Origin of the sequence: Paenibacillus rigui (assembly GCF_002234615.1) — a bacterium.
Lineage (GTDB): Bacteria > Bacillota > Bacilli > Paenibacillales > NBRC-103111 > Paenibacillus_S > Paenibacillus_S rigui.
This window is the reverse complement of sequence record NZ_NMQW01000008.1, coordinates 267,826-287,972: the sequence shown is the minus strand read 5'-3', so window position 1 is coordinate 287,972 and position 20,147 is coordinate 267,826. Positions and strand designations below refer to the sequence as shown.

Below are 20,147 nucleotides of genomic sequence, written 5' to 3'. Positions count from 1 at the left end.
CCCTTTTTCACTAGCCTCCGTTCACATTCAGCTTGCGGCTCCCTCGCCAATAGATCAATCCCACCACAGTTCCCAGCAGTACAATCCAGATCATTTGCACACCGAGCATGGGAACCCAGGTCACATCCGACCAGCGCACCGCGGTTTTGGCGGGAAAGTACAGCACGGTCTGAAACGGCAGCCAGCGGCACACCTCCTGCAGCTTCCCGGGAAACAGCTCCAACGGCATCAGCATGCCGCCGACCGTAAACAGCAGCTTATGATAAACGAACTCCAACCCTCTCGTTTCCTCCACCCAGAACGCACATAAGGCAAGGCCCATATTCAGTAAAAAGTTGACTGTTACCGAGCCTACGGACATCAGGAGAAATCCTGCCCAACCCCATCCGAATGACGGCCATCCGAACAAGCTGCAGCCCAGTATACCGCCCACGCCCAGATTGACGAGCAGCCGGACCATCACTTCACTGACGTAGCCGACATAGTGGAAGCCGATATAGCTGAAAGGACGCGTCAGTTTGTACCCGACGTCCCCGTTCTTTACTTCCTCCTCGACCTTGGTGGACAAGCTCGGGAATGCCGTTGCTAACGCTTCAGCGAACAAAATGTACCAAATGATCTGCTCGTAGCTGTAGCCCTCGATAAACGAGCTTCCCTCTCCTTGATAAGTCACGCGCCACAGCTGGATGAAAATGTACATAATGATAATGAGAAAAATGGAGCGTACGATGAAATCGGTCACATAGGCAAAATGATTTCTCAGCGTCACTCGGCCAATGGCCGCATATTTGATGCTCTTGCCCAGAATGGCCCGCGCAGTAAAGCGCTCGAGCGCAGGATCGGTTTGAGCCGCCGTTGCCGGACTGGAGCTCCCTTCATTCCCCGTTTTTAGTCCTTGTCCCCATGAATTCATACGTCCGCCACTCCCCTCAGCCGCTCCCGGCCCTCCCGTGCATAAATGTGAGTGATGATCTCCTCCATTGGCGGGTTTTGAATCGTAATATCCACCACCCGATATTCCTTTACAATATGGGAAAGCACCCGCTCCATACTTGCGACGGTGGTCTCAACCGACAGCTCGATCTCCGCTTCGCTCTGCCGAAGCAGCTTCACACCGGGAAATTGAAACGGCGGTCCCGGCTGCTGGAGCTTTAAATGCACCGACTTCTCTGTCAGCAGCTCCCGCTTCATCCGGTCTACGTCGTCATCCAAAATAACCTGGCCATAATTGATGACTATCGCCCGCTTGCACAGCTGTTCAATATCTCCTGCATCATGGGAGGTTAAAAATACGGTCGTGCCTTCCTCCCGGTTCATTTCGAGAATCAGCTCGCGAATTTTTTGCTTAACAATGACGTCCAATCCGATCGTCGGTTCATCTAAAAATAAGATACGGGGCCGGTGCAGCATGGCCGCCGCGATCTCGCAGCGCATCCTCTCCCCGAGGGACAGCTTACGCACCGGCACGCTCATATAGGGCTCCAGCTCAAAGCGGCGAATCAGCTCATCGCGGCGGCTGAAATAATCGGACCGCTTCAATTCGTAAATGCGGCTCATCAGTTCAAAGGAATCGCTAGGAGGCAGGTGGTACCAAAGCTGCGATTTCTGCCCGAAGACTGAGCCGACGGAATACGCCAGACGGCCCCGCTCCCTCCATGGACAGTACCCCAACACGCTTGCCTCACCGCCGGAAGGGTGCAGAATCCCGGTAAGCATTTTTATCGTTGTGGACTTTCCTGCGCCGTTCGGCCCGAGAAAAGCCAAGGTTTCTCCTTGATCCACCGTTAAGTCAATGCTGTGAACGGCTATTTTTTGCTCATAATCCGGCTTGATGAACGATTGGATACTGCCCAGCAGCCCCTGCGGCTTTTGTTTGACTGCAAACGATTTGGTTAACCCGCGCACTTCAATTGCACTCATCAGACCTCTACCCCTTCCCCTCCAAAGCTATAATTGTCATATATTACCACGCAGGAAGTTGTCTGACAATATAAAAAACCAAGCACCCGACTCCTCCGAAGGAAGAATTCGCATATGCTTGGTTCTCGGCGTTGCACGGGGATGAAATGAGGCTCTACACTTCATCAAAGTACCGCTCATCCTCAAATGGATTCCCGCAGGTTGGGCAAAACCTCACATCCAGCGCTACGACTTTCCCGCAGGAGCAAACCTTCTCATTTTTGATCTCCTTCATTTTGACCTCCAGCACGCTAATATCCCGCCGCAGCCCGGTAATATGCAAGCAGTAGCCTTCGATATCCTTCCCCGCCTGCTTCCAATCGCCGTTCGCATAAGAACGAAATACGGCTTCCCCGATATATGTGCATGATTTTTCGATTTCTCTTTCCTTCAAAGAAATTTGCGTTTTCAGCTTGGTGATTTCCACCGTTTGCTGAGCTTTTTTTGCCGCATCCGATGCTCCTTGCTTCATTTTATCAAAAAAAGACATGGGACCTGCCCCCTTCAACTCATCTCCATAACAATGGCTCATACCTATAGGTATGACAGAGAGGGCCGTACACATGCCTAAAACAGTCCGGTATCGTTACTTTTGCATATGCCTCTGCCGGATTTTCCCTACGATCAACAGGAGCAGCGGCAGTCCAATCATATTGACTGGAAGGACTAAGGGAACCCAATAATTGTTCAAGTAGTTACCGGTCGCTTCCGAAATATTATGGGGAAATAGCGCAAACACCAGGACAACCGGAGCAATAAACCAGATCATCATTCTCCAATTTTTCACCTGCAAAAATTGGGCCGTGCCATAGCTGGCTACGAACATATAGATAGACAGCTTAATGAATACGCTTGATATCCAGATGATAACTGCTATCGCATCTAAATTTTCAATAAAGCCGAAAATAGAAATTTTTTTGGTCATCTCGAAAAAGGGGTACCACATTTTGGAGGCCAAATTGACGCCTACAGTCAAAATGACCATGGTCATGGACAATACTACCCAAATCCATGCGATAATCACGCCCCAGACAACGTAAGCCCCCCCTTTACGCGGAGTATGTAGAAACGGTGAGACCATGACAAATTCAACCGCGTGTCCCAGATAAGAGGCAGACGGCAGCGCTCCTTTGAAGATCGCTTTGGCCCCGCTATCCACATAGAAGGGCCTCAAATTTTTCAAATGAATATTGCTGACGCTTGCCACGAGAACAAACAGTACCATCATAATAATAAGAGGTCCCAAGATCTCGCTGCACCGTCCGATCCCGTCGATGCCTCCGGAATAGGTCACATACACAACTAGCAGGACCATCACAAGGATGATCGCTATAGTCGGTGTCTGATGAAGGAGCAAAATCCGGAGCAGATCGCTGAATTGGCGTAAAACAATGGGAATAATGGTGTACCACTGGACAAGATAAACGATGATGATTATCCTGCCCAGCCATTTCCCCATGATCGTTTGGCTGAATTGTATGAAAGTCTGATCAGGATGAAGACGGACCAGCTTAATGGTAATCAAAGCGACCAACAATGCGATACATCCAGAAACAATCATCGACAGCCATGCATCTTGCTTCGCTGCCTGTAAGCCCGGTGTAAATGTCATCAGTAAGGTCATACCCAATTCCATGACCGTTATCATCCAGAAAACCTGAAGCCCCGTTACTTTCATCGTCAACAACCCTCATTTTATAATCATTGCTTGCTCTCAATTTTTTAGTTGCGCAGGTGCTTGCGTTCTGCCTATACGCTCGATAACGACTTCAACCTTGACGTTAACCGGAACCTGGGGATAAATATCGTTCCATTGATTCTTGATTTTTTTCCAGTCAGCGCCATGCTCGATATGGATTTGCTCGCCCAAACCAAAAATATCCGACTTCAATTGTTTTTGGACGTGAAGAAATAGATTTTTTATTTGCTTTTCCATATGCTCGGTCAATTTGCTTTCAACGCGCTTTATATTTTCTCCTTTACTCAAGTCCAGTCTTGTATCGTTCTCCACTACTCTTCCCTTAAATTTGAAGGTGATAGACGCTTCAGGGAGGTCATCCTTCATCCGGGTCTGTATTGCTGTATGAGCACTTAACACAACGATGCTGACCGTCCCCTTAAATCCTGGTTCCTTCCGCTCAACCTGCGTTTGTATTCTCTCATTTTTGAGCTTTCCTCTCTCCCATTGCAAAATCTTCATTTCATTTTCCGTCAGGAATCCGACCAGCTTACCTTCCCGATAAACTGCCGCTTCATTGATCTGGAAGGACGCCTCATTCGCATCCTTGCTGCTAAGCCGTATCGCCCCGGTAACCGGGGATTTCCCGATGGAAGAGAGTGTACCCAAAAAATCATCTACTTTTACCGAGTGACTACTCTCGTTGGATTGCATTTTTTTGAGGGCTGTAGCCGGTATGGATTCCAGCAAATAAGAGGTTTTCAAAATTTGCTTGGCCGTTGTTCCATGTGCGGTCAGAACATAAACCAAGTACCGATTTTCAGCAGAGCGCGTTAATTGATCCAGAACCTGATCCAACCCGTGCCTCGCGTATGCTTCACCAATAACCAAGACCCCTCTGTGGCCAAAAGAGATTTTTCGTGACAAGCGCTTCTGTATTTTGCTCAGTGAATCGGGACCGTCCTTTCCTGTTTCCGAGACCAGCATGAACGCTTTTTTTGTTTTTCCCCCGCCCTGTCCGGTGGTAGAGGATTGGGGAATTGCGATTTGCAGCGAGGCTTCTACCTGCCCATTCTCACCCAGGTCGAGACCGCCGGCCATGACAAGCGCAAGATCATTAATTTCTACGCGATCCCAACAGCCTGTCAATACACTGAGACAAGTGATAAGAACGATGACTTTGTACCGCATCATTCGAGTCATTTCTTCTCCATCTCCTGTTCGGTATGAATGTGGTGCTGCCGCTTGTGCAGCACCCACCACGGGGCTCTGACCAATATATCCCATATTCCGGCTGCGCTGAAAGGAGCAAGCGGCGCCATATAGGGAACGCCAAAGGAACGCAGATTCACAAGATGAATCAACAGCGCAAGCATGACCGCCATAAAGCCGTACAGTCCAAAGATGCCTGCAAACAGCATCAGCGGAAAACGCAAAATTCGAATCGCTTGACTCATATTCGTGTTGGGAATCAGGAATGAGGCGATCCCCGTCAAGGATACGATCATCACGATCGGATTGGATACGATGCCGGCCTGAACGGCAGCTTGTCCGATCACAAGCACGCCTACAATACTGATCGTCTGGCCCACCGGACGGGGAAGACGAATACCCGCCTCGCGGATCGCTTCAAACGTAATTTCCATCAATAGCGTTTCCACAAATGTAGGAAAAGGAACCGTTTCTCTGGCTGCCGCAAGACTCAGCGTTAAGCTTGTGGGGATCATTTCCTGATGGTAGGTCATCACCGCGATAAAGAGCGACGGCAAGGTTAAGGACAGGAAAGCAAAAAAGTACCGCAGCCATCGAAGAAATGTAGAAAAAATGTAGCTTGTATAGAAATCCTCAGCGGATTGAAAGCCGTGCCAGAACGTAACCGGTGCGATAAGCGACATCGGGGTTCCGTTAATCAGCAGGGCCACTTTCCCTTCAATCAGGCAGGCCGCTACCGTGTCGGGACGCTCTGACATTTGCAGCACCGGAAAAGGCGAGTAAGGTGCGTCACGGATCATCTCCTCGATGTAACCCGACTCCAATACGCTATCCAGCTTGATTCGAGACAAACGCCTCTTCATTTCTGTGATAACCTCAGGAGGTGAGATATTCTCCACATACAGGATCGCCAATTCCGTTTGTGTGATTGCTCCTATTGTCATCCTCTCGACCTTCAGCTGCGGGGTTCGAATTTGTTGACGAATTAAGGCCATATTGGTATAGATGTTTTCAATAAAACCGACTCGCGGCCCTCTTATTACAGCCTCCGTCTCCGGTTCCTTCAGCCCTCGATGCAATTGATTTTCTTTTACATTGACCGAGATTCCCTGCTTTGAGCCCTCCAGCAGCAAAACAGCTTCTCCGCCCAGAATATGCTGAATCATTTCGTTTCTATTGTGAATCCTTTTGGTTTTCGCTACCGGGACCAGTTCGAGTTCTATGCTTTCGATCAGCTGGGGTACCGTACCATATGTCACCGATTTATTTTTCAATAATGGGCTTAGCAATTCCTCATCCAGCTGTTTCATATCTATTAATTCCTGAAAGAACACGATGATACAGGGGATGGAATCAAATAGTTGTAATTTTCTGATCATCAGATCCGTGCAGTTCGCGAACGTTTCTTGAATCCATTGCTCATTGTCACTCAAGCTGCTGAGGAGCTCCCCTTCGACGGCATTTTCATCTCCGAGTCCCTCCAGCTTCAGCTCCCTTTGCCTGGGCAGCCATTTTTTATAAAACATAAGTATTCACACCTTTGTTATCTTTATCCGTTAAAGTTTCCAATATATGATCGGCTCATTCAGAAAAAGATGCCAGATTCCCAGAGGCCGCTGAAGAAGTTACGGCTGCATGGACGGATCATTCTTCCGATCGCTGTTGTCCCCGGATTTTATCCATTTCAACCCGCTTATAGTGGTCAAAATCCGGGGACAAAGGCGAACGCTTATGCTTCTACAGAACGATTCCGTCCACTCCGCCAGTTTTTCACCGGCTTCGATTTCCACGGTATATATTGTTCCAATCGAGGTATGCTATCCCAATAAATGAAAAATCAAAAAGTGAAGGTAACCCGGTATGAGCAGTCAGGTCATTTGGAAGGTTTTCAGTTTCTTACTCATTATCGCTTTAGCAGGTCTGGTGCTCCACTATAGCATTACAAAGGGGTAAGGAGCGCTGGGGCGTTAACAAAAAAAACAAGCAGGATAGATAAATTCTATCCTGCTCGAGACGTTTATCCGCTGAAATAAGCTTCAGCCAGCTTCTCCGAGGTTCGTGTCGCCAGTGCCTGCGTCGTAAGGGTTGGATTGGGGCCGCCGATGCCATTATAGTGAACGCTATTGTCAGCGATAAATAAACGCTTTACTTGCATAGCCTCGCAGTTCGTATCCACGACATGGCCCATGCGCATCGTGCTTTCAATATGAAGCAGCCACCCGGCCGGGGAATCGGATCGGATAATGGTTTTGGCGCCGGCCTTCTGTAAAATTTCAGCCGAATACTTTGCCAGCTGATCACGTCTTTGGAGCGTTTTTGCGCTCGGTTTGTAATAGACAACCGGAATCGGTCCATGTTCGTCCTTCAGCAAAGGATCTACCGTCACTCTGTTGTGATACAGCGTTTCGTCATCCGCCAGAATCAGCATGCTCATCGTCCTGCGGTAGTTCATCATCAGTTCCTTCAGCTCGGGTCCGACGACCCTGCCGCGGATATTCCACGGGGCTCCCGGCTCCGGGGGATTTAGAGCATTATAGCCGGCATCGCTGAAGCCGTAGGTTAAGAAGGAATGCAGCCCCGGACTCAAGCCCGATACTTGCGTCGAGCCGAGCCCCGGAATATCGACTCGGCCTCCCGACGTCGCTCCCACGAACGGATCCACAAATGGAATGCCAAGTATATTCGTCAAATCCTTTTCGTCAAAAATACCTGACACCCAATCGAAATAATGAATGGTGAGCCCTCTTCCCACCCACGCATTGTGAGGCAAGCCCGAATTGATCCAAAGCCGCGGCGATTCGATGCAGCCTGCCGCCATGACCACCGCCTTGGCCGAAAGCTCGCCGATCTCCCCTGTCCATGTATCCCGGAACTGCACACCGGTGGCTCGCAGTCCTTCCTTCGGATCGTGCTCCGTCAAGATTTTGATAGTAAACGAATTAGGCCGAATCGCTACATTGCCTGTCTTGAGAGCAAGCGGAATATAACTCACCAGCGTACCCCGCTTGGCGATTCTATCCACGGTAGGACCGGCCGTACAGCCGTTAATGCAATTCCCCTTCATTGTGCAGCCTTCCATCTCATACAACTGATCCATGGAATAATTCGGATCCATCAGGTGCGGGTTCGGAGGGAGAATCGCATTCGGATGCGGACGATAGCCCGGACTGACGACATCCAGCGTAGGAATGAGCGACCACCCCGCCTTCTTGGCTCCGTAGAAGAACAGCTCTTCTTTCGGGGCCAACGGCGCGAATTGAACAGGTAGCGTCGCTTCCGCCTTCTCGTAATACGGGATCAGCTCCCGGTAGCTGATGGGCCACACATTATCGACGGCTACCGGAAAAGCGCGGGGCGACTGGGCCCAGTAGTGCTGTGTCGTTCCGCCGACTCCCGCCAGCTGCCAAATATCTCCCCTTTGCCGCATGATCCGGTGCCATGGCGTGCGCCGGCGGTCGGCCGGCCCGAATCGAAAGACGCCGGATACCCGTCGTTCATGTTATTTTCATAAGCATTGTAGATTTTCTTGTACAGGCCCACATCCAGATCGGAAGGACTGGAGCTCCATTCGCCGCCGCGCTCGGCATTGGGATTCGGCCATTTGCTGTTGCCATACCAAGGGCCGGCTTCAAGCACCAGCACTTTAAGTCCTTTCTCCCCCAATTCCTTGGCTGCTACGGCGCCTCCACCCCCAGACCCTATGACGATCACATCGGCATCAACCATCTCGAGATCCCCCTCCATTGCGCTTGATAGTCAATAAGAAACCGCCAAAAGCCCGGTAACCTTTGACTACACCCGGATATCCGACCTGCCGCCAACTGATTGGGAAATATTCCAGCCTTCGCTCTGTTGGCGTCCGTAAACGTGTGGAGCCGTAGGCGGACCATTCCGAATAAAAACCGAACATCGTACCCCGGTTTAAATAATCCACAATAAACCTGACAAATCCTCCATCATCTTTATAAGGAGGCGGCAAACGGCCCAAATCGACTTGAAGCTGCTCCAGCATGAACAATACCCGAATACGATCGAAGGGCGAGAGGCTGACAAAAGGACACTCTCCCCCCGGAGCAAAGCTGAAAGCCGGCTGCGCATTGCCCGATGCCAGAAGCTCGGACGCCCCTGCATTGAGCATCTGGGCCGTAGCACAAGCCAGAGGGATATTCGCGAGGTAGAATCCCATAAAAAGGGAGAGGCTGTGATTTAATTCCCAGATCATATACTGATGTATATCCGTATCTACAGCACCTGCCGCCTGCACTCCCCCATCATCAGGCATATTCGGGACAATCGCTTCGACCAAAGCCCGGAACGTTGCCTCCGTCTGCCAGCTTGCATTGGAACCATGGGACGGATTCATAAGAGTCCTCCTTGCTTCACACGAATTCTCCTATTACCAGATCAACTCAATATATATTGTATAAACGAACAAAATATACTTACTATTTTGATGTTCTTCGATGTCTGTCGGTAAACGTAAAAAAGCTCCTTCACCCCGCTTAGGGGCAAAGAAGCTTAAGCTGATCAGATCAGGATGCAGCGGCAAGCAGCTGCCTGAATTGCCGGTACATGGCCAGCCTCCATGGAAGCAGCATGCCGAAGGCAACGATGAAGAAAATGGCGCCCGTTTGCGGCAGTGTAACATACTGTTCTATGACGCCGCGCAGCAGCAGCCGAATAACGAGAAGACCGATCAATATAAACACAAATGCTTTGGAACGGACCAGGAACACATCATCTCCCCGCCGCTCCAGCCTGGAGTATCGGATAAGCGGATACGCGAACAACAGGGCACCTGCTGCAAAAGCAATAAGGCCCCATAGCATCGGAATTCGCATTACCGGCACGACAAACATGAGAAAACCGGTGCTCATTCCAACCGGGGGCATGAGCAGTTTCTTGGCATTGACCGGTTTGTCGGATGCCCGCATCCGGAAAATAATCGCCATCACAGCGGTCATCATCGCGCCTAAAGTCACGGTCGCCTGTGGAACAGCAAGATGTGCGAGCTGCATTCATATCACCTCTATCTGTTTAACGTTCCCGAATAATTCATATAAGTTCGACACTTTTATTATACTCTTTTTTCGTTGGTTTGAAAGTGCAGCCTGCTGGAACATCAGCTTGATTTTCCTTGTTCTGCTGCATTTCCCCGGATAAAATCGATCTGTGTATAAAGATGCCCCCGGCTCGTGTAATGGCCGTTAAACGGAAATACCGTCAGCTGCTTCGGCCCGGTGATCCGGTTATATACACTGAAGATGGTTTCCGGAACACATACCGTATCTTTCAAACCTACGGACATCAGAACGGGCGCTTGAATCCGTTCATACAGGTGAAGCATGTCAAAGTAGCTAAGCGTTTGCAGCACCTGCTCCAGCTTGTCCGGATGAGCCGCAACGAATTCCGCCGCTTCCTTCAAAGACCCCGTCGAATGAAATATCCCGTAATCCATGTGACACATGTTCGGAATGTCGGCGATAATTTTCACCGGCTTCTCGCTAAGTGCGCCGACCATGAGGGCTAGCCCTCCCCCCTGACTCTGCCCTGAAACAATGAGCTGCTCCGTATCAATCTCAGGCTGCTGCGATACCCATGCCAGAGCCTGAAGCGCATCGACCGTAATCGCTCGGTAATAGCTTTGGTAAGGGTCAAGGATTCCTTGTGTCATCCAGCCTCTGGACATCCCGTACTGCTGCGCGAGATGGTTGCCGGTTTCTCCGCCCTGCCCCCGCACGTCGACGGCAAATACGGCATAACCGTTCATCAGCCACGGCGCATGCTGCTCGGGAATGCCTTTACTTCCTGTATACCCGTGGAAGGAAACGATACAGGGAAGCTTGACATGATCCGCCATTGCAAAAAGAGGAAGCAGCAGCCAGCCATGGATAGGCGTCGTGTCAAAGCCGTTGTAGGTAACGCGATAAGCTTGTATGTAAGGAGACAGCGTCTCCGCCGCCTCCCGCTGCCCATTCAAGGGCTTCGCTGCCGCTTCCTGCAGCGTAAGCTCCCAGAAACGGTCCAGATCGGCGGGAGGGGTGCCGTCCGGACGATAAGCGTACAATTCGGACAGCTTTTTCTCGATATAATTCACTGCTTTACCCCCTCATTATTCAAACATCGGACTCTTTTGTTTTTTACTATATCACAACAGCTCAAATAACATAATCAAGCACTTGCTCATACGTATAAAACATTTTCGTCTCACTTAGCTTGGGAGCATACACATGAAAGGAGACAAGCCTGCCTGGACCCGCATTGCTCATTTGATGAATTTGCCCGCGGGGTGCATACAGAAATTTCCCTGGCTCAATCACATGGGCTGCTTCCTCGTACGCGTACCCTTCTCTGCCAAGGCGATAAATCCGATTGGTCAGCGCTCCTTCCAGTACAAAGGCGCAGCCCACGGAAGCCCCATGGTCATGAATAAAGGTCTCGGTTCCCTGCGGCAAGTGAACTACGATCACCTCAACGTTGGCAGATTGGTACATCACCTTGCGTCCATACGGGAGAAGCCCCGGTTCCTCAATCCAGGGGGCCAACAGATCCGAGGTCAGTCCCAAACCGCCGATGATTCCCCGCAGCTCGTGTGGGTTCGGCTGCTTCACATTGCGAAACGCTTGCTCAATGGATTCAAGTAGTTTCATCTGTCCCGCTCCACTCCTCGATAAATAACATTTCCTTTGGATTTCAATAAGAAAACCTTATAGTTAATTGGAATGCTATACTTGTATGTCGGGAAGCTCCCGCTTGTGCTTGTCCATTCCTGCAGGATAAAGAAAAAAGAACGCCAGAGCCGCTATCCCGCTGCCTCTGACGTTCCTTGAACCGCTTATTTGTGAAGCAAATTCCATATTACCTGAGCGCTTTCTGCACGGGTGGCGAAGCTGCGCGGATCGAGACGGTCCGCCTCTTTCCCGTTCATTAGGCCCCATTGGACGGCTGAGCGGGCGTAGGGTCTGGCCCATGTGCTGATCTGCGATTCATCCGCGAAGGATGCGCCCTCCCGGCTCCCGCCCTCCTTCTGTCCTGTACGGACCTCGCAGGCCCGCACGAGCATAGCAGCCATTTGCTCCCGTGTCACCTTACCTTCCGGTTCGAACGTCCCCTCCCCTTCTCCACGAATGATACCGGCCTCTACCGACGCCGCAACCGGATCGGCATACCACGCATCCGAAGGTACATCCGTGAAAAAGGCTTTGCCGCCTTGGGCTCGAAGCCCGAGCCCCCTTGCAAGAAGCGCGGTAAATTCGGCGCGGGTAATGTAGCCGTCGGGTGAAAATTGCCCGTCTGACGTCCCTTGAACGATATGCCGCGCCGTCAGCTCTTTTATCGCTGCGGAAGCCCAATGATCCGCAGGCAGGTCATTGTATGCTTTATTATATTCCAGCACCGCGTAGGAACCGAAGGCATCTATGGATACTTCCATGGATCCATCCTTCATGCGGCCGCCCACATATTGCAGCTTCCCGTCATCCAGGATGCGATAAACGCCCAGTAAGGCAGGATTCGCCTTCCCACTCACCTGAAAGATCGCGGCAATCGGCTGATCCGAGACAGACACCGGAATTTGCCCGTTTTTTGCTTGGAGAGAGAGGGAAACATCCATTATCTCACTAGCTGCACTTATTTGGGCGTGATTGATTTGAGACGCCAGCATGAATGACTCCATTCGGGAATCCGCATCCAGCCATTTCAATTGAAAAAACAGCTTCGTATCTTGTACCGTTCCCCCCGCCGTGCCGAGCTGTGTTCGAATCGATTGCAGCGTCTCTTTGGAAAACATCAGAGATACCTTATCATTAGCCAGCTGCAATTGCTTGTTCTCCAGCAATGTTCCTGGCAAAACCACCGCACGCTGATTCCCGGTGAGCATGACTGTAGCCCTGTCCTGGTCCACGACCCCGTCTTCAGGTTGAAGCATGGTCTGATTCCCAACGTTTGGGGCTTCTCCTGCCGAAGCCGGCTCGGGAATCATTACCCCCGTCGTACCGGAGGAAGGATTATTGCTCCGGTGCTTCGCATGGACAGAAACCCGTGCTTCCGAGCTTCTTCCTCCGTATGTGGCAGTAATTACCGTACTGCCGGGTGCGGCTGCGGTTAACCAGCCTTGGGCGCTTACCAATGCTGCGGAAGGATTGCTGCTCGTAAATACCGTGTCCGATGTCACATCTACCGCAGGAGCATTTCCTTTGTTCTGAAGCGCATGGAGCTGGGCTTCAGTGCCCTGAACCAGGACGTTCGGAGCACCTTGAATGGAAATATTTCCATATCCCTTCCATACCGATAAATCCAGCACCTGTACTCTGTCCAGCGGCTGCAGTGCCGTGGTTCGGTAGGCATTCGCCCCGGATTCGAACAAAACATACAGCTTGCCTTCCCTGTCTACGACGCCTTCCGCCATCGGAGGGGCAGCTAGCTCCCCGTTGCTCTCGATCCGGCTTTGGGAATCCAGAAACCATACGGGCACAGGGTACTGCCCAAGGCTTACCGTCGTATCCGGCACCTGGCCTAAAGGCTGCTTGTAGCGGACAAGGCTGCTGCCCTTTGCACGGGTGAACGATTGAGTGAGAATGATTTGATCGTCAAGCACATCGACTCCTTGAATGTTGCCGGGTATCGACAAAATATAGTCCGGCACAAGGGCATCATTGACACTTGGATGGTCAGGTGCAGGTCGATCTGACACATCATCCAGCTTATAGCCGGCCAGCCATGCACCATACATTTCCTGATCCCGGTTCATCAGCTTGTGACTACTGTCCGTCGGATATCCCGGCTCTTCATAATATTCGCCTACCCACAGAACACCGTTATGGTACGCGGCCAGAGATGCCCGTGTCGGCGTCAATATTTTATCTGCAAAAGAGACCTGATCCTGATTCTCCGCTTGAACGATCGTCTCCAGCGGAATTCGGTACAAATAGCTTCCCGAGGCAATCCAGACGTTGCTTCGGCTGATTGCAACCCCGCCTGCATGACCGGTATAGGGCGTATTATTTTCCTGATACAGGTTCAACGATTTGATCATCCGATTCGTCTTGGCATCAATAACCGATAAGGTGCTGGGTCTGCCATCTTCCCGGTAATTGGAAATGAGCAGCCAGTCTTTTTCCTTATCATATGCCATCCCTTGAGGTACGACATCCTCGACTAAACCGGGTACCACCAGTCCGGGCTGACTCATATTCCAGAAATCTGGGAATAAGGCCGTATCCACCGCTTCACTCCGATCCTGCTGCGTGATGCTTTGATGTCCCGGTACAGCATGGACTGCTATGGACTGAGGCGATTCGTTACCATAAATATCAACAGCCGACAGGGTGAAGGAATAATCGACGTTCCCCGTCAGCATCGAAACGATAGCTTGCCGCTGGCCGAGCGGTACCTCCAGCTCCGGCTTTCCGTTCCTATAGATGCGGTAGGCTGCAAGATCCAGCTCCGTATTAGGACTCCAGCTTAGAGTCACCTGGCCGTTTCCCGCAGCAGCCTCTACGCCTGAAGGTACCGCTGGCGGCTGTACATCAGAGCCGGGAATAGCGGCAAGCTGTCCGCTGATGAGCTGCCCTGGTGTCGGGACGGCTTTCGCTTCCGTCTTCCGCATCCGATTCGTACCGTCGACAGGGTAACTGAATACGATGCTTGTATTCGTTTTGACATCCGTTGCAGAGTCATTATAGGAAGCACGAACCGTTTCCTTGCCTTCCGCATCTTGTAAAACAACCGTCTGCTTCCCGGAATTAATTAAACCGCTGACTCCGTCGACGAATATAATCGAGTCCTCGGCAGCGTATTTTGCCATGTAGGAGGCATAAAAATTACGGTTAAAGGCTTCCTTGTCCAGATGAGCGAGCTCCGCCTTTCTCGTCCAGAGGACGACCGTTTGTTTCGGGCGCAGGACAGCGGTTTGCTCGATGGATTGCTGCCAGCTTTTGGCCGGATCGGAGCTTTCCAGCTTCAGCGTGTAGCCTTTCAGATCGATCGCCTCCAGACTGTTGTTGTACAGCTCTACATATTCAAACGCGTCATAGCCGGTATAATGATTATCCGTATCCGGAACAAGCTCCGTGATCAGCAGCGCGGGCACCGGTGCTGTATCCGGGACTGCCCGGACGGCAGCGGATTTGACGGATTCGTTGCCCGCTTTGTCCAAGGCGGTAAGCTGAAACGGGTACGCTCTGCCCGGGGTCAGCGATGCCAGCTGCGTTCTGTAGGTGGCCGCCGATACCGTTGTCAGCAACGCTCCGTCCATGAAAACCCGGTAGCCTGCGATGTCATTTTCGTGATTTGGCGACCAGCTCAAACCCACGGTGCCGAGTCCTGTGGAGGCCGTCAATCCGGTCGGTTGCTCCGGTGGGGTCGTGTCCACGATCAACTGTGGAATCGCGGCGGCGATGGATGAGCCGGCCGACTCGTTCCCGTTCGTATCCACAGCGGTTACACGAAATTTATACTCCGTTTCATTGATAAGCCCGGTTACTCGGTATATCGTATCCGTTACGGTCGCCGGCTGTGCCGCCCCCTGCTGATATACCTTGTAGCTGGCGATATTCGCCTCCTCGTTCGCAGTCCAGCTGAGTGTCACGCTTTGATCCGAAGGCTGAGCAGTAACACCGGCGGGAGGATTCGGTCCCGGAATTTGCCCGTTTATCAATGAGCCGGGGGTAGCCGTCTGGCTGTTGGCCACCTTCGTCATTTCAATCCCGCTTCCCGGATAACTGTAAACAATGCCTTTATCCTTAATCCCGTCGGCAGCTCCATCGTTAATATAGGCGCTGACCACGATAGTGCCTGAAACGTTGGCCAGTGTAATCCGCCTCTTGGCGGTATCATGCAGGCCTTGCCCGCTTGTCGTCAATTTCACCGGGTACAGCTGATCCTGCGATAATGCAGCCCCGTAGTTGCTGTTGAAATCGGCTAAAGAGTTCGGCCCCGAGGGGTTGTTCAGATTATCGAATTTTTGAAGCCATAGCACCATGGCGCTGCGCGGAGCTATCGTTTTGTTCACAAAAGTCCATTCGTTGGCGAATGTTGTATAAGGGCTCGCGCTGTAATACCGGAGCTTATAGTTGTTCAGATTGATCTCTTGGGAAGTATGATTATAAATTTCTACATACTCATACGCCTGATTGCTTCCGCCGGATGCCGCTACAATCTCTGTAATGAGCAGCTCCGGAGCAGCTGTAAGCGCATACAACTTTGATGGTACAAACAATCCTGTTAAGCAGCCCTGCAGGATGGTCATCACTAGCATCGTAATGGCCAGCTTATGATGGCGGTAGTTTTTCATTTTTTTCCTCCTAAAAGTTTTCCGTAAGGAAAGCTGACTTCGTAAGCATTCGCTAAGAGCTGAGAAACCCAGGGAAGCTATAATTTGCCATTATACTCCGGTGGGGTATTCCCCTCCAGCCTCTGTTGTTACCGGGAACTTAGGATTGGATTCACTTTACAGCGGTTCGTTCCCGATAACAAAGGCGGACGCTATCGCTCCTCCAGGGAATACCCCACCTCTGTTCATAGCAAATTTCTAGCGTGATGATTTCCCGGCCGCCTGGAGCTTTCCATAAGGAAAGCTGGCTTCACAAATAAAAGCCCGGCGTGCAGCAAGCAGGCTTGTCACGGAATACTTTCCGTCACTTGCCTGACCTGCATGCAATCCGGGCTTCTCTTATTCTCCAGCCTATGATTACACAGCTTCTATGTCCATGACACACTGCTTCCATTTTTCCAGCTCATTCGTACAGATCCATACATGAGGGTATTGCTCCCGCAGCTTACGCATCTCCGCCTCATCGTCTATCGTCCACGCGATCAGTTGAATGCCGCGTTGTTCGCACTCTTGGACAAAGTCATCCGTTAAGTAAATGTATTTGACCGAAATGTAACGCGCTCCCAGCTGCTCTGCAAGGGGAAACACGGCAGGCGTGGCCCCGTATAGGACCAGGCCGAGCTCGATTTCTTTGGATAGCTGCCGCATTCTCTGGATGGAGTAATGATCGAAGGAGGTGACGAATACTTGATCCTGAACGCCGCATTCGGCAATGACCTCCAGCACCTTTTCCTCTAATCCGGGGTATAAATTCCCGCTCTGCTTCAATTCAATGTCGACCAGAACCTTGTCCTTGGCGAGCATCAGCACTTCCGCCAGCGTCGGGATCGATTCTTCTCCCCCCGCGTCAAGCTGGCGCAGCTCCTCCAAGGTGAAGTCCGCTACATGCCCCTTGCCGTTCGTCGTCCGGTTGACGGTAGTATCATGAATAACGACGGGGACACCATCTTTGCTAAGCTGTACGTCCAACTCCAGATGGCTGAAGGATAAATCCATAGCCGCTTGAAAAGAAGCCATCGTATTTTCAGGAAATTTCTTGGGATAGCCCCTGTGCGCCAATCCGGCAATTTTCATTGTCGTTCCTCCTGCTTATGATGTTGTACTTCCCTTCCCTGATCATAACCCATGCTGCGAACGGATACCAACCGTTATTTTGCCGGGATGATCTGCAGACGATCCAACGCATAGCTGGAGGAGCTTCGATAAGGAGCTGCACCCGACTCAAACAAAATATACAAGGAGCCTTCGGATTCGGCAATCCCCTCCGACATGGGCGGCAGCTCCATCGATCCCGTCCGATTCTTGCTGTCGAGGAACCACATAGGGATCACAGCGGAGTTCAAGGATACCGATGCATGAGGCTTCTCAGCCAGACTGTTCTTGAACGTGAGCAGTGTACTTGCGTTATTGCGCCCGTACGATTGGCTGAGCCGGATACTGTCCTTGCCTACATACATCCCCTGCACATTGTCAGGTAAGGACAAGATATAATTCGGCGTAGGCTGCTGTCCCTTGGCATCCGAAGCGGCCCCAGGCGGCAAATCGGTCGCTGCATCCAGCCTGTAGCCTTCCGCCCAAGCTTTATGCTGCTTGTCATCCCGATTCGTTGCATAATGCGACTCCTTGGTAGGGTAGTCTTTGCCGTGGGCAAATTCCCCGATCCATAAAATCCCGTCCGCATAAGCGGCAAAAGAGGCACGGGTATCGCTTCGCACCGATCCCTGAAAAACAAGCCTGCCTCCGTCTTCGGCCTTCTGAATATCATCGATATTCAGAATACTGACCTCCTCGCCGGAGGAGACCCATACATGCTTGGGGCTGGCCGCAATGCCTCCGGCATGGCCGTTATACGGAGTCGTCGCATTGGTATACAGCTCGACTACCTTCACCAGCTTGCCGGAGCCTGCATCAATCACCGACAGCAGGCTGGACTTGCCCCCGGTTCGGTAATGCGATATAAGGATCCACTGTTTATCCTCCACCAGGGCAAGCCCCTGCGGTACCGCATCCTGCAATAAAGCCGGAACGATAGGCCCTGCCTTGGCCTGCTGCAAAAAAGCCTGGAGCTCCGGCATGTCAACGCGAAGCTTGATGCCTGCTTCTTCCTGTGTAAAGCCCTTTCCCTGCAGGCTCTTCCGGCTTTGCTGATCTGGGGCTTGCCCCTGATTCTGACCCTGGCTCTGATTCTGCTTGGGCGAACCGGTTGAAGACGGTGTGCCTTGATCGCCGGCACTTACAGACAGCCCTGCCGGGGCTTGCTGGCATCCGGCGGACGCCAGACTTATAGAGCCTATCAAAGCTAACAAGATGATGGCTCGCTTCATTTTTTCACCTCAAATTTCGATTTACACCGTCGGGCACAGCAAAGCCTTTAATCGCCCCGGATAATCGGTAATAATACCGGATACCCCGTACTGTATCGCAAGCATCATATCCTCTTCACGGTTAATGGTATACGGGAATACCTGCAGTCCTTGCGCGACCGCATCGCGCACATCTTCCTTGCTGATTCGTTTGAAGTTAGGATGCAGCGAATAAACCGGAGCCCCCAGCGAGGAAACCAGTGCCGAGTGGCGGCCTAAATTGACGTCATACAGCAGTCCCATTCTCGTCTCCGGCTCCAGCAGCTTCAAGTACTGCAAGCTTTTATGATCGAAGGAGGACACGACGACCTGCCCGACCCGGTCCTTGTTCCTCATCAGCTCCACAAGTGCAGGCTCCGTCCGACGACCGTACGAATCTTTAATCTCCACGTTGATCATGATGTGAGGCGGTACCAAATCGAACACTTCCTCCAGCAAGGGGACGCGTTCGCCTGCAAAGCTTTCATGAAACCACCGCCCGGCGTCGGCCTGCCTAATCTCCTCCACCGTCAGGTCGTTCACACGGCCGGTCTTGTCGGTCGTCCGGTCCAGCGTGGCATCGTGGATGACGATGAGCTGCCCGTCTTTGGACAAATGGATGTCCAGCTCAATGGCGTCGCAGCCTTGCTCCAAGCCAAGCCGGAAAGCGGCCAGCGTGTTCTCCGGCGCCTCCCCCTTGGCCCCCCGATGGGCGATATTCAATAATGTAGAGCTCATTGTCATGTTCTTGACTCCTTTGCCAGTTAGATTGGGCCCGGCACTCCGGGCACTATTTAAAGGTGGAGCTTGCCATCGCAGCCACGATATATTTTTGAGCAAAGACGAACACGATGACGATCGGCACTATGACCACGACGCTGGCAGCCATCAGCAGATGCATGTTCAGCGCTTCGTTCCCCGCAATCGAATCCCGCATCATCGCAATCCCTACGGTCAGTACACGCATTTGGTTCGAGTTGGTCATAATCAATGGCCAGAAATACGAGTTCCAGCTGTGAATAAAGCTGATTACGATCATCGTTGCAACCGTCGGAAAGGCCATCGGCGTCAAGATTTGATACAGCACCTGCATCCGGTTGGCCCCATCCACCTTCGCCGCCTCGATCACATCGTTATTAATGGAACGGAATGTTTGCCGCAGCAGGAAAATGCCGTAGGCCGACGCTGCATGAGGAATGATTAGAGCGTAGTACGTATTAATCCAATGAAGCTTAGACATCATCACATACACCGGAACAAAGATCACCTGCTCCGGTACGATCAGTGCGGCGAGCACGATCAGAAACCATTTGTCCCGCCCTGCAAACGACCCCTTCGCAAAGGCATACGCCGCCATAATGCCGATGTTGATCTGCAGGACGACGATTCCCACCGTTTGGACTACCGTATTAACCGTAAACCGGTAGAACGGGATCGTATCGAAGGCATCAAGGAAATTTTCCCACATCAGCTTCTCCGGCCAAAAGGTCGGCACGGCCAGCCTTAATTCCGCCGGCGTCTTGAATGCGGTGATGAGCATCCAGTAGATCGGAAAAAACATCAGCGCCGTGATAAGTAAAGCTGCTGCAATACGGGTAGTTTTCGTTAAGGTCTGAAGCATAAG

15 protein-coding genes and 1 pseudogene are annotated in these 20,147 nt (G+C 51.6%); all 16 read right to left on the bottom strand.

Annotated elements, in window-relative coordinates; all coding sequences use genetic code 11:
• Positions 1-10: 10 nt before the first annotated feature.
• The 16 genes and pseudogenes from CF651_RS06550 to CF651_RS06470 all read right to left on the bottom strand — a co-directional run bounded on the left by CF651_RS06550 (position 11) and on the right by CF651_RS06470 (position 20,144).
• Positions 11-913, bottom strand: a complete 903-nt coding sequence (locus CF651_RS06550) for an ABC transporter permease (protein WP_245855741.1) — start codon at positions 911-913, stop codon at positions 11-13.
• Positions 910-1,920 carry an ABC transporter ATP-binding protein gene (locus CF651_RS06545; protein ID WP_094014038.1) on the bottom strand — a complete coding sequence of 337 codons (1,011 nt, stop codon included), beginning with the start codon at positions 1,918-1,920 and terminating at the stop codon, positions 910-912. Before CF651_RS06545 ends, CF651_RS06550 begins: the two co-directional genes overlap by 4 nt.
• Positions 1,921-2,074: 154 nt before the next feature.
• Entirely contained in the window at positions 2,075-2,449 is a 375-nt protein-coding gene (locus tag CF651_RS06540; RefSeq protein WP_094014037.1) for a hypothetical protein, read from the bottom strand.
• A 96-nt stretch (positions 2,450-2,545) separates the two neighbouring features.
• Positions 2,546-3,637 (bottom strand): GerAB/ArcD/ProY family transporter, encoded by a 1,092-nt coding sequence (locus CF651_RS06535; protein WP_245855740.1) that lies wholly within the window; start codon positions 3,635-3,637, stop codon positions 2,546-2,548.
• Positions 3,638-3,673: 36 nt separating this feature from the next.
• On the bottom strand, positions 3,674-4,840 hold the full coding sequence (locus CF651_RS06530; RefSeq protein ID WP_179232707.1) for a Ger(x)C family spore germination protein: 1,167 nt from the start codon (positions 4,838-4,840) through the stop codon (positions 3,674-3,676).
• Positions 4,837-6,375, bottom strand: a complete 1,539-nt coding sequence (locus CF651_RS06525; protein ID WP_094014034.1) for a spore germination protein — start codon at positions 6,373-6,375, stop codon at positions 4,837-4,839. Before CF651_RS06525 ends, CF651_RS06530 begins: the two co-directional genes overlap by 4 nt.
• 491 nt (positions 6,376-6,866) lie before the next feature.
• Positions 6,867-8,575 (bottom strand): annotated as a pseudogene (locus CF651_RS06515) (GMC family oxidoreductase N-terminal domain-containing protein).
• A complete protein-coding gene (locus CF651_RS06510) occupies positions 8,568-9,212 on the bottom strand; it encodes a gluconate 2-dehydrogenase subunit 3 family protein (RefSeq protein WP_094014032.1) in 645 nt (214 codons plus the stop codon). The pseudogene CF651_RS06515 and the gene CF651_RS06510 overlap by 8 nt, the downstream one beginning before the upstream one ends.
• A 169-nt stretch (positions 9,213-9,381) precedes the next feature.
• Entirely contained in the window at positions 9,382-9,867 is a 486-nt protein-coding gene (locus CF651_RS06505) for a CcdC family protein (RefSeq protein WP_094014031.1), read from the bottom strand.
• Between the two features lie 104 nt (positions 9,868-9,971).
• Complete coding sequence (locus CF651_RS06500; RefSeq protein ID WP_094014030.1) at positions 9,972-10,946, bottom strand: acetylxylan esterase; 975 nt, start codon at positions 10,944-10,946, stop codon at positions 9,972-9,974.
• A gap of 61 nt (positions 10,947-11,007) precedes the next feature.
• The gene (locus CF651_RS06495) at positions 11,008-11,499 is read right to left on the bottom strand and encodes a cysteine dioxygenase (RefSeq protein ID WP_094014029.1); all 492 of its coding nucleotides are present in this window, start codon (positions 11,497-11,499) and stop codon (positions 11,008-11,010) included.
• A 185-nt stretch (positions 11,500-11,684) separates the two neighbouring features.
• Positions 11,685-16,142, bottom strand: coding sequence for a lamin tail domain-containing protein (locus tag CF651_RS06490; protein ID WP_094014028.1), 4,458 nt, complete (start codon positions 16,140-16,142; stop codon positions 11,685-11,687).
• A gap of 396 nt (positions 16,143-16,538) precedes the next feature.
• On the bottom strand, positions 16,539-17,255 hold the full coding sequence (locus tag CF651_RS06485; protein WP_094014027.1) for a glycerophosphodiester phosphodiesterase: 717 nt from the start codon (positions 17,253-17,255) through the stop codon (positions 16,539-16,541).
• A gap of 74 nt (positions 17,256-17,329) precedes the next feature.
• Positions 17,330-18,505, bottom strand: a complete 1,176-nt coding sequence (locus CF651_RS06480; protein WP_094014026.1) for a YncE family protein — start codon at positions 18,503-18,505, stop codon at positions 17,330-17,332.
• Between the two features lie 21 nt (positions 18,506-18,526).
• On the bottom strand, positions 18,527-19,267 hold the full coding sequence (locus CF651_RS06475) for a glycerophosphodiester phosphodiesterase (RefSeq protein WP_094014025.1): 741 nt from the start codon (positions 19,265-19,267) through the stop codon (positions 18,527-18,529).
• A 46-nt stretch (positions 19,268-19,313) separates the two neighbouring features.
• Entirely contained in the window at positions 19,314-20,144 is an 831-nt protein-coding gene (locus CF651_RS06470; RefSeq protein WP_094014024.1) for a carbohydrate ABC transporter permease, read from the bottom strand.
• Positions 20,145-20,147: the final 3 nt, after the last annotated feature.